The sequence below is a fragment of the Algoriphagus sp. SE2 genome (assembly GCF_039563885.1).
Taxonomy (GTDB): domain Bacteria; phylum Bacteroidota; class Bacteroidia; order Cytophagales; family Cyclobacteriaceae; genus Algoriphagus.
Genome location: NZ_JBCLWJ010000020.1, coordinates 52,816 through 63,459, shown reverse-complemented (window position 1 = coordinate 63,459; position 10,644 = coordinate 52,816). Strand labels below are relative to the sequence as shown.

10 protein-coding genes are annotated in these 10,644 nt (G+C 35.6%); 5 read left to right on the top strand and 5 right to left on the bottom strand.

What is annotated here, in order from left to right; all coding sequences use genetic code 11:
• Together AAGF08_RS18380 and AAGF08_RS18375 are read left to right on the top strand one after the other, a co-directional pair.
• Positions 1–645 (top strand): hypothetical protein (locus AAGF08_RS18380; protein ID WP_343512837.1); only part of this gene is annotated, 645 nt, incomplete at its 5' end.
• A gap of 497 nt (positions 646–1,142) precedes the next feature.
• Positions 1,143–1,724, top strand: a complete 582-nt coding sequence (locus AAGF08_RS18375; RefSeq protein WP_343512836.1) for a hypothetical protein — start codon at positions 1,143–1,145, stop codon at positions 1,722–1,724.
• Positions 1,725–1,768: 44 nt separating this feature from the next.
• Here AAGF08_RS18375 and AAGF08_RS18370 read toward each other — a convergent pair whose 3' ends face one another.
• Together AAGF08_RS18370 and AAGF08_RS18365 are read right to left on the bottom strand one after the other, a co-directional pair.
• On the bottom strand, positions 1,769–3,022 hold the full coding sequence (locus tag AAGF08_RS18370; RefSeq protein ID WP_343512835.1) for an ADP-ribosylglycohydrolase family protein: 1,254 nt from the start codon (positions 3,020–3,022) through the stop codon (positions 1,769–1,771).
• Positions 3,023–3,985, bottom strand: a complete 963-nt coding sequence (locus AAGF08_RS18365) for a phosphotransferase (protein ID WP_343512834.1) — start codon at positions 3,983–3,985, stop codon at positions 3,023–3,025. It abuts the gene before it with no gap.
• A gap of 183 nt (positions 3,986–4,168) precedes the next feature.
• Between AAGF08_RS18365 and AAGF08_RS18360 the strand changes: the two genes are divergently transcribed.
• The 3 genes from AAGF08_RS18360 (at position 4,169) to AAGF08_RS18350 (ending at position 7,732) form a co-directional block, all read left to right on the top strand.
• Positions 4,169–5,326: an acyl-CoA dehydrogenase family protein gene (locus AAGF08_RS18360; protein ID WP_343512833.1), complete on the top strand. Its 1,158-nt coding sequence runs from the start codon at positions 4,169–4,171 to the stop codon at positions 5,324–5,326.
• 75 nt (positions 5,327–5,401) lie between these two features.
• Positions 5,402–7,084, top strand: a complete 1,683-nt coding sequence (locus AAGF08_RS18355) for an AMP-binding protein (RefSeq protein ID WP_343512832.1) — start codon at positions 5,402–5,404, stop codon at positions 7,082–7,084.
• Positions 7,085–7,288: 204 nt separating this feature from the next.
• Positions 7,289–7,732: a hypothetical protein gene (locus tag AAGF08_RS18350; RefSeq protein ID WP_343512831.1), complete on the top strand. Its 444-nt coding sequence runs from the start codon at positions 7,289–7,291 to the stop codon at positions 7,730–7,732.
• A 56-nt stretch (positions 7,733–7,788) separates the two neighbouring features.
• On the opposite strand, the gene AAGF08_RS18345 is transcribed toward AAGF08_RS18350, so the two are convergent.
• The 3 genes from AAGF08_RS18345 to uxuA all read right to left on the bottom strand — a co-directional run bounded on the left by AAGF08_RS18345 (position 7,789) and on the right by uxuA (position 10,568).
• Positions 7,789–8,721 carry a UDP-glucuronic acid decarboxylase family protein gene (locus AAGF08_RS18345; protein ID WP_343512830.1) on the bottom strand — a complete coding sequence of 311 codons (933 nt, stop codon included), beginning with the start codon at positions 8,719–8,721 and terminating at the stop codon, positions 7,789–7,791.
• A 111-nt stretch (positions 8,722–8,832) separates the two neighbouring features.
• Positions 8,833–9,396: a sugar O-acetyltransferase gene (locus AAGF08_RS18340; RefSeq protein ID WP_343512829.1), complete on the bottom strand. Its 564-nt coding sequence runs from the start codon at positions 9,394–9,396 to the stop codon at positions 8,833–8,835.
• On the bottom strand, positions 9,393–10,568 hold the full coding sequence (gene uxuA / locus AAGF08_RS18335) for a mannonate dehydratase (RefSeq protein ID WP_343512828.1): 1,176 nt from the start codon (positions 10,566–10,568) through the stop codon (positions 9,393–9,395). Before uxuA ends, AAGF08_RS18340 begins: the two co-directional genes overlap by 4 nt.
• Positions 10,569–10,644: the final 76 nt, after the last annotated feature.

Below are 10,644 nucleotides of genomic sequence, written 5' to 3'. Positions count from 1 at the left end.
GATTCAGTTTGGTACGGGCTTGGCAATAAGCTAAGCACAACACTAAACCAATATGTTATGAAAACCTTATTCACAATCGCAATGGCAAGCGCCTTATCTTTTAGCGCATTAGCATCAAATTCAAACGAAGATTTAAGAGATCTTTCTACTGTAAATTCTAAGTTTAAAAAAATCAATGTTACTCTTAAAGAAGGGGTTGGCAATGCAAAAATTACTATCATGAATGAAGATGGTAAAAACCTGAATCAACGTAAGGTTCATGTGAAAAATGAAAGTCTTGTAGTTCCTTATGATATGAATAATTTACCGGTAGGTGAATACCAAGTAAAAATTGTAACGGAAGAAGAAGAAGTTGTTTACACTGTAGAGACATCTAACCAACCTATACCAGTTGAGGATCTTCCATTAATGGCTTATGGTAAAGTAGTAGATGAAAATACCGTGAATCTAGCCGTTATCGGTTTATCAGAACCAGGAGTGGAAGTGAAAATATATTCTTCTACCTCTGGTAAAGTGATCTTTGAAGAGAATATTGATCAAGCTAAAGGCTTCAAAAAAGATTACTCATTCAAAGGCATGGATTCAGAAGATATCTACATGCAGGTTTCTGATAAATTAGGTAGAACAAGAACAATTTTCTTCTAATACTAAACCAACTTATAAGAAGAGACCCTGATCATTTGATCAGGGTTTTTTTATACTCTTTTAAAAATCTCTAAAGTTTAATTTATCACATTTAAAACTCATGAAATTAAGAAAGAAGTTTAATCACGAAGGGTTTAATAATTGACTCTACACGAACAAAAGTGTTCAATTGGGAACAGGTCGATTTTACTCCGGAAAATCACAAATAGAAATTATCAAATTATTTAAATTTATAATTCTTAAAATTTTCAAAAAACTGTAACCTCTCAAAATAGAAGTAGAGGTATTTATTGTTCGTTTACAATACAATCGAACAAGAGGTTGACCATTTTTTATACAGGTTTTTAGTATAAAATATACTATTATCGAAATTATATTTTGTCAATTTTTCTGAATTTATATTTTCTATCGTTTTTTTTGAATTGTGTAAATGATGGTTTTGAGTTTTTGGTACAAGGTTGGCATTAAGGTAAGCACAACACTAAACCAACATTATTATGAAAACTATAATAGCATTAGCAATGGCAAGCGCACTTTCTTTTAACGCAATCGCAGCCGACGAGGACTTAAGAGAATTATCGGAAGTAAGTTCAAGCTTCCAGAAAATTAATGTCACTTTGAAGAGTGAGGTGGGTAATGCAAAAATTTCAATTTTGGATCATAACGGTAAAAACCTTACAAACAGAAAGGTTCGTATCAAAAGCACAGATGTAGTAGTTCCTTTTAACCTAGGTAGCCTTCCGCAAGGAGAATATTTAGTTAAAATCGTAACTGATGAAGAGGAGGTTATTTATCCAGTAGAAACGTACCAAAGACCTATCCCAGTTGAAGATCTTCCATTGATGGCTTATGGAAAAGCTGTTGATGAAAACACAGTAAACCTTGCGGTAATAGGACTGACTCAACCAGGAGTTACAGTTGAGGTTCGTTCCTCTCAATCTGGAAAATTAATTTATCAAGAGTTTATTGACCAACCTGAAGCATTCAAAAAGGACTTTTCTTTTGAGGGGCTTGATACTAAAGATATTTATATGGAAGTGACCGATTCAATGGGAAGAAAAAGAGTCTTATTTTTTTAATAAAATCTCAAGATTTCAAAGTAAAAAGCCCTGATGATCAATCATCAGGGCTTTGTGCTTTTTAAGATATGACTTGTAAGTTTATTTGCTAAAACTTTCAAATCTATCCCTAGTTGTTCTTTGCTCACTTGGACGACTTTATTTCTTGAAGTTTCAGGCAACTTTTCAAAACCTACAAATGCACCTAATATACCTCCTGCTACCGCTGCTGTGGTATCGTTATCTCTCCCATAATTCACTAAAAACACCATGGTGCCCTGAAAATCGAAGTCTGCATATAACATGGCTGTTAAAACTTCAAGATAAATTTCTCCAGCATGAAAGGGCATATCCTGTTGCTTTTTATCCAATTCTTGAAATGCAAATTGTAAGCCCTTACTTTGAGGATTTAAACGAGTAGAACTGCTATCCAATTCCAGGGCAGTTTTTTGAATAGATAATGCATCTATTAATATCCGCTGGGCTGTTCTGCCTACTAATCTACTTTCATAATATCCTCTTGGATCAATTCTTAAAGCAGATAAAATGTCTTCTGGAGTGGCATCTTTTTTCATTCCTGCTGCCGTCATAGATGCGGCCAAAGACGATAAGTCTCTGGCATATCCAATATCAAAGATTGATAATTTATAAGCTTCTGAATAGGCTTTTTCCGGATTTGCCGGGTAGATCGCACCAATAGTTGGGCTATATAGCAAACCTGCACATACCATTTCTCCTCCATAAAATCTACTTAATGAGTCAGCATATCCATCCACATTCCCTGTGAGATAGGGTTGACTCACTTTTGCCCATTCTTGTAACCAGGTCAATTTAAGGTTTGCCTTTTCTATAGCAGAAGAATTCACTCCCTCCGTTAGTTTTAATTCATTTACATAAGTTGAATATCGATCAAAAATGTATTGCGCAAAATCCTGCGATTTTAAAGAGTAAGGATTTTGGGTAAGCAGGTAATTAACTGTTAATTGTTTCCATCGCGTATCATCAGTTGTACCTCCCGCAGGTAAATTAGGGATCCAGATACCTTCCGGTGATACCTCTCTAACCATTGAATCTAAAGTTTCGACAAATCCATATTGCAAGTCAATATCGGTTCTTGGCCACATTTCAGTGGGAGCACCCATGGCATCCCCGATAGCCGATCCAACAAGCATTCCCAGAATTTTATCCTCGAGTTCTTCTGGGGATAAGCCTGAATCTACCATTGGAAGAATATTTTCTTTAGAAATATTTTCTATTTTTTTTCGATTACAAGCAAAAGCTAGAATCAGGCAAAAAGCCAATAAATAGGTTCTTTTCATTTATTCTAAAATCAATTCGACTGCTCGATTCATTAATTTTTCTTTCTGTTCAAGAGTCAAATTCAGTGGAAGTTGTGCAATGCCAATTAATCTTCGTAAAATTTCTACTCCTTGATATTGATCTAATAGCTTTGGAGATAAAGGTTGGATATAAGATTGAAGAAACTCACTCTTTAATTCTTCCGATTGTTGTCCTAATTCAAAATGAGCGAATAATACTCCTAAATCAAATTCTGGATCTCCTAAAAAACCGAATTCTGGGTCAATTATTTTAATTTCATTTCCCATTTTCAACCAACTTCCTGGATAAAAATCCCCATGTAAAAGTGTATCGCCTTGAGATAGATACTGTTTCCCTAACTGATCTATTTTTTTCTTTAAAGCTAAATTTTTTTTGTATTTCAAACTCAAATCCTGAAGTCCATGCTGGATGGAGTCAAGATCAAATCCATTTACTTCTAAAAAGGGAAACCAGAATATATGCTCATGATTTAAAATCTTCATGGTATTATTAGTTGGAAAACTTTTAACTTCAAGTTCATGAAGTGCGTTAAGATAATCGCATAGATTTTGGACTTCCTGTTTCTTCAAAACTCTTTGGCCTGCATATATTTCGGAGAAGTCACTTCCTTTTCCCAAGTCTTCAGTTACCAAGAGATGTTCATCTGGTAAAAAAGCTAAGACTTTTGGAGAAAAGTTCTTTAATATTTGATTTTGATTTACAGCCTTATAAAAGGCATTTTCAACACTTATTCTGTTAATTGGGGCTTTTATTTGAGGATATTTCCTTACATAAGGTTTAGATTGCTTAAGAATAACTGAACGCTTATTTGTGGTAATTCGGAGTACGATATTCATATTGCTTTCTCCGGCAGGTTCTGATGCTTCTACCTGTTCTTCGAATTCCCAGATAGGTATTTTTGATATTTCTTGAATGCTGGTAGTTAATTCCAGATTTATCATTTTTAATTTTAATAAGATAAGCTATAGAAATTACTCATGCGATCAAACATACTATTAGAATTTGGGATTAAAGATACAAAGGTCATAAGATTCTTGATTTTGTCACTACTTAGTCATAACAACCACCTATAGCCCCAAAATAAGTATTTTTGAAAATAGCACATAAATAAAAATTTACCTGATATGTTTGGATTACCTAGAAATTTATTCACTGATGAGCATATGCTTTTCAGAGATAGTGTAAGAGAGTTTATTGCAAAAGAAGTCACTCCCTATAATAAAGAATGGGAAAAAGCTAAAATGGTTTCCAGAGAGTCTTGGAAGAAATTTGGTGATAACGGGTTTTTAGGAATGCAAGCTCCAGAATCCCTTGGAGGTATGAATATTCAGGATTTTCGATTCAACGCAATTTTAATAGAGGAGTTAGGTTTAAGTGGATGCTCAGGTCCGGCTATAGGATATCCTCTTCACAATGATATTGTAATACCCTATATTTTGCATTTTGGAACGGAGGAAGCAAAACAGAATTACATTCCAAAAATGGTTTCTGGAGATTTTATTGGTGCTATCGCAATGACTGAACCTGGCGCCGGGAGCGACCTTCAGGGAATTCAAACCAGAGCTGAAGATAAGGGAGATCATTATTTGGTAAATGGATCAAAGACATTTATAACAAATGGTTTCCTCTCTGACATTGTTGTAGTGGCGGTAAAAACAGACCCTTTAAAAGGGGCTAAGGGAATTAGCTTGATGCTTATTGATAAAGAAATGTCTGGCTTTAAAAAGGGGAAACCATTTGATAAAGTGGGATTACATGCCCAAGATACTTGCGAATTGTTTTTTGAAGATGTCAAAGTTCCTAAAGAAAACTTATTGGGAAAGGAAGGAGAAGGATTTAAATATTTGATGACGGAGTTGGCTCAAGAACGATTGGTGGTTGCCTTAGCCGCTGTGGCTTTGGGCGAGTATATGCTTACCGCTACAATTGAATATGTGAAAACAAGAAAGGCCTTTAACAAATCAATTTCAGAATTTCAAAATACAAGATTCAAACTTGCAGAAATGACTGCTGCATTGGAACAGGGAAGAATTTACTGCGATTATTTAGTTCAACTTCATAATGACGGCAAGCTAGACTCTGCTATGGCATCTGCAGCAAAATATAATATGACAGAGCTTCAATGTAAAGTTGCAGATGAATGCGTTCAATTGCACGGTGGATATGGGTATATGTGGGAATATGGAGTGGCAAGAGCTTATGCGGATGCAAGGGTACAGAGAATTTATGCAGGAACAAACGAAATAATGAAGGAGTTAATCGCAAGAAAAATTTTAAAATAGAAGTCAAAAATCGTTGCTGAAACCCCAGAAATTATAGTAATTCAGAAAAAATAGCAAAACCCAAGATACATTAAAATGAATGATTTTCCCTGGTTTAAACATTATCCAAAATCAGTTGACAAAAAAGTAGACTGTGAAGCTTATAAAAGTATTTCTGAACTTTTTGATGAATCAGTAAAAAAATATGGTTCAGCTACTGCCTATGAATGTATGGGTAAAACGCTTTCTTTTTTAGAACTAAATAAGCTTTCAGCTCATTTTGCCAATTATCTCACTCATGTTTTGAAATTGGAGCGAGGGTCTCGGATCGCAATACAGATGCCAAATACACTTCAATATTCTGTAGTTATGTTTGGAGCACTTAGGGCAGGGATGATTGTTGTTAATACAAACCCTTTATATACCTCCTCAGAAATGAAGCACCAATTCAATGATTCTGGTGTAGACGTGATAGTGATTGTCGCAAACTTTGCCTACAATCTTGAAAAAATCAGGTCCGAAATTCATGCTAAAAAAATTGTTATAACCGAATTAGGGGATATGCTTGGCTTAATCAAGGGAACTATCGTTAATCTGGTTGTAAAACATATAAAGAAGATGGTTCCAAGCTATAATTTGCCTGGTTCAGATACATTTAAATCTGCCTTGGAACAAGGCTCTGAATATGAATTTAGACCATCGAAAATTTCTTTAAAAGATACTGCGTTTTTACAGTACACTGGGGGTACTACTGGAGTTTCGAAGGGCGCAGAACTAACCCATGGCAATATAATCGCCAATATGCAGCAAATCTCTGCCTGGATGAAGCCAAAATTAAAGGAAAGAGAAGAAGTGGTAATTACTGCATTGCCACTATATCATATTTTTGCTTTGACGGTAAATTGTCTCGCCATGCTCAAGATTGGAGCTCACAACGTACTGATTACAAATCCAAGAGATATGCAGGCTTTTTGCAAAGAACTTTCTAAGCATAAATTTTCGGTATTTACAGGAGTAAATACACTTTTTAATGGCCTATTGAATCAGGAATCGTTTAGAAATTTAAATTTTAGTCATCTAAAAATAGCTGTAGGAGGAGGGATGGCGGTGCAGAAAGCTACAGCTGAACGTTGGAAAGAGGTAACTGGTACTCCACTTGCTGAAGGATATGGATTGACAGAAACTTCACCTGTTGCATCTTGTAATCCAATAGATGGAACTGAAAGAAATGGAACAATAGGTATTCCGCTACCAAATACTGAAATGACCGTCATGGATGATGAGGGAAAAGTAATGGCTATAGGTGATCGCGGAGAAATTTGTATAAAAGGGCCTCAGGTAATGAAAGGTTATTGGAAAAGACCAAAGGAAACGGAAGAGGTAATGCGTGGTGAATGGTTTAAGACAGGGGATATAGGGGTTATGGATGAGGATGGGTTCTTCCGAATTGTCGATAGAAAGAAAGAGATGATCCTGGTTTCTGGTTTTAATGTTTATCCAAATGAAATTGAAGATGTAATCGCTTCTTGTCCTGGAGTATTAGAAGTGGGGGTGATAGGTATGCCAGACCCTAAGTCAACGGAAAAAGTAGTAGCATATGTGGTTCCAAAAGATAAGTCACTTACTACTGAGTCTGTTATTTCTCACTGTCATGAATTCTTAACTAAATATAAGTGTCCCAAAGAAGTATACTTTATCGATGAATTACCCAAATCTAATGTTGGGAAAATCCTACGGAGAAAAATTAAAGAAGCTCATGTTGAAAAAGTAGGAACGTAATTATTTACTATTGAGAATTAAAAACCCTTGATTTATCTTAGAGAAGAAACTAGTTAATTCTGTAAAAAATGCTTATTCAAATGAATAGGCATTTTTTAATTGAAAATGTTTAACTGAAATAGCCGGAAATATTTGATCTGCAATGAGAGACTTTGTTGCGTTTTTACTTTTTGCGTCGTTTGCTTTTTGTAAACAATTAGTGATATGAAAAATATTATCATTTATTTCTGCTTTCTATTCTTATTTGTTTCCTGTGATCAAAATGAAGAACCAAATGCATCTATTTTTGGCACGTGGGAATTGGTGGGAATTTATAATCCTTGGATAGGAGAATCGAGTGATTCAGAAATTGATCGGTTTTTTCAAACCTATGAGTTTATGTCCAATGGTACATTCAAGAAAACCAGAATCTATGAATTGGAAGGCTTAAAAGAAGCTACAGGCACCTTTACTATAGAAGATGTTCCTGCTTATATTTCCTCCGATACAAAACTGTATATAAACCTTAATTTCAAGGATGGAGATGATATTTATAATAATTGTGGACAGCCCGATGAGGAGCAATTGACTTTACGGTTTAACAACCAATTGAATAACTTTTCTGCTACTCCTTGCGATGGGCCAGGCTATATATTTGAAAAAAGATAGTCTAAAAAAACAAAAAAGCCATTCTAACAGGATGGCTTTTTTGTTCGAAATGAAGGTCAAATAACTCCCTCAAAATATTCAATCGTCTTTGTAAGTCCCTCTCTTAATGCGACTTTTGGTTCCCAGTCCAACTCTTTTTTTGCTAATTCAATAACTGGTCTCCGCTGCATAGGATCATCTTGAGGAAGGGGTAGAAATATTAATTTACTTTTACTATTAGTAAGTTCAATTACCAAGTTAGCGAGTTCAAGCATAGTGAATTCGCCAGGGTTTCCAATATTGACTGGACCTGTAAATCCATCTCTACTATTCATTAATCGATGCATTCCCTCAATATTGTCATCTACATAACAGAAAGAGCGGGTTTGTTTTCCATCACCATAGATTGTGATGTCTTGGCCTTTGAGTGCCTGTACGATAAAATTACTTACTACTCGTCCATCATTTGGATGCATTCTGGGCCCATAGGTATTGAAAATCCTCATGACTTTGATTGCAACTTTGTGTTGCCTATGATAATCAAAAAACAAGGTTTCTGCGCACCTTTTGCCTTCATCATAACAAGCTCTTATCCCTAGCGTATTTACACTTCCTTTGTAGGATTCAGGTTGTGGATGAACTTCAGGATCTCCATAAATCTCAGAAGTACTGGCTTGTAAAATTTTTATTTTCAGTCGTTTAGCAAGGCCTAACATATTCATTGCGCCAATCACGGAAGTTTTGGTTGTTTGAACAGGATCAAACTGATAATGAATAGGAGAGGCTGGACAAGCTAAATTATAGATTTCATCTACTTCGACAAAAAGTGGGTGAGTAATATCATGTCGAAGTAATTCGAAATTTTTGTTGTCTAAAAGGTGGTGGATATTTCTTCGGTTTCCGGTGAAAAAATTGTCCACACACAATACCTCATTTCCTTCTGCCAAAAGACGGTCACAAAGATGGCTTCCAAGGAATCCTCCTCCGCCGCTTACTAAAACTCGTTTCATTTATTTGTATCAAAAGATAAAGGCCAAAAATAATGAAATGTTTTTCAAATTAAAGCCTCGTTTATATTTAGCTGGGAATTTACCGAGCATTCAATTTTTATCTTGGAATGACTAACTGGATGAAGGTACTTCTTTTATGATTTTTGCAGGATTCCCTCCGACAATCACTCCTGAAGGTACATCTTTTGTCACTACCGAACCAGCGGCAATTATTGACCGGTCTCCTATTGATACTCCTGGACAAATAACTGAGCTTCCACCAATCCAAACATCTGAACCAATAGTAATGGGTTTTCCATATTCCCAAAGTTCACCTCTGGCTTTACTTTCCGTTGGATGTGTGGCGGCATAAAATTGAACATTTGGAGCTACCAAAACCCGATCTCCTAACTTTACAGGTGTGACATCTAAAACAACACAATTGAAGTTGAAGAAGCAATCATCTCCAACTTCAATATTATATCCATAATCACAAAAGAAAGGCGGTTCTATCCAGACATTCTCACCTGACTTACCTAATATTTGTTTGATTAAATTATTCTTTAATTCGATGTCTTCCGGGTCGGAATCATTTAGTTTTTTTAGAAGTTTACGAGCATGCATTCTTTCAGCAGCTAACTGAGGATCAGCTGCTAAATACCATTCACCCCGAAGCATTTTTTCCTTTTCGGTCATTTTGATTTAGAATATAGCAAGGCTGTTTCAACACCTCTAATTTCTGCTAATCCTTTTAATCTTCCTATTGCAGAATAGCCTGGATTCGTTTTCTTGCTCAAATCATCTAACATCTGATGTCCATGGTCAGGCCTCATTGGGAGAGATTTCTTTCTCTTTTCTTGAACTTTGAGAATTTCATCTATTACTTCTACCATAGGAACATCTCCATCTAGATGGTTATCTTCAAAGAAATCACCATTTTCTTTTCTCCTTGTACTTCTTAAATGAATAAAATGGATATGGTCTCCAAACTCAGAAACCATCCTTGGTAAATCATTATCTGCTCTTACTCCGTAAGACCCAGTACAAAAAGTCAATCCATTGTAAGGGCTTGGTTGATCTTTGATTATTCTTCGAGCGTCCGCTGCAACCGAGACAACTCTAGGCAAACCGAATTGAGGAAACGGAGGGTCATCAGGATGAATTGCCAGATAAACTTTATTCTCCTCAGCCACTGGAACTATTTCATCTAAAAATAATTTGAGGTGTTCAGCAAGCTTAGGAGCATCGATGACGGAATATGTTTCCAACATGGCCTTAAATTCATCTAAGGTATATCCAATTTCTGATCCAGGAAGGCCTTTCAGAATATTATCTATTATTAGCTGATGTTTTTCTGGAGTCAGATTGTCATAATATGCCTTAATCTCCTTTAGTTCTTCAGGAGAATACTCAGATTCTGCGTCTTTTCTTTTTAGAATAAATAGATCAAATGCTTGTACAGCTTTTTTTTCGAAAAGTAGCGCTTTTGCTCCATTGGAAAGGGGATGAAAAAGATCTGTCCTTGTCCAGTCCAGAATCGGCATGAAATTATAGCAAACCGTGTGAATACCAGACTTTGCAAGGTTTCGGATACTCTCTTTATAGTTTTCTATTAACTCTTTGAAATTCCCAGTTCTAGTTTTGATTAGTTCATGAACTGGCACAGATTCCACCACAGACCAAATCAAACCAGCTTTTTCTATCATATCTTTCCTGGCTTGGATTTCTTCCACATTCCAGACTTCTCCATTAGGAATGTGATGCAAAGCTGTAACAATGCCGGTTGCACCTGCTTGTAGAATATCTTGGAGACTTACAGGGTCATTTGGACCGTACCAACGCATGGTTTGCTCCATTTTATAGGCCATATTTTAGGTTTTTTTGTTTTTAAAATTAAATCTGAGGCAAGTTGTTAATCAATAGATTTACTTGATTCATTTTATA

Excerpts from the sequence above, each read along its gene's own strand:
- AAGF08_RS18375 (WP_343512836.1), top strand. The coding sequence starts at position 1,143 with ATGAAAACTATAATAGCATTAGCAATGGCAAGCGCACTTTCTTTTAAC.
- AAGF08_RS18370 (WP_343512835.1), bottom strand. The coding sequence starts at position 3,022 with ATGAAAAGAACCTATTTATTGGCTTTTTGCCTGATTCTAGCTTTTGCT.
- AAGF08_RS18365 (WP_343512834.1), bottom strand. The coding sequence starts at position 3,985 with ATGATAAATCTGGAATTAACTACCAGCATTCAAGAAATATCAAAAATA.
- AAGF08_RS18360 (WP_343512833.1), top strand. The coding sequence starts at position 4,169 with ATGTTTGGATTACCTAGAAATTTATTCACTGATGAGCATATGCTTTTC.
- AAGF08_RS18355 (WP_343512832.1), top strand. The coding sequence starts at position 5,402 with ATGAATGATTTTCCCTGGTTTAAACATTATCCAAAATCAGTTGACAAA.
- AAGF08_RS18350 (WP_343512831.1), top strand. The coding sequence starts at position 7,289 with ATGAAAAATATTATCATTTATTTCTGCTTTCTATTCTTATTTGTTTCC.
- AAGF08_RS18345 (WP_343512830.1), bottom strand. The coding sequence starts at position 8,721 with ATGAAACGAGTTTTAGTAAGCGGCGGAGGAGGATTCCTTGGAAGCCAT.
- AAGF08_RS18340 (WP_343512829.1), bottom strand. The coding sequence starts at position 9,396 with ATGACCGAAAAGGAAAAAATGCTTCGGGGTGAATGGTATTTAGCAGCT.
- uxuA (WP_343512828.1), bottom strand. The coding sequence starts at position 10,568 with ATGGCCTATAAAATGGAGCAAACCATGCGTTGGTACGGTCCAAATGAC.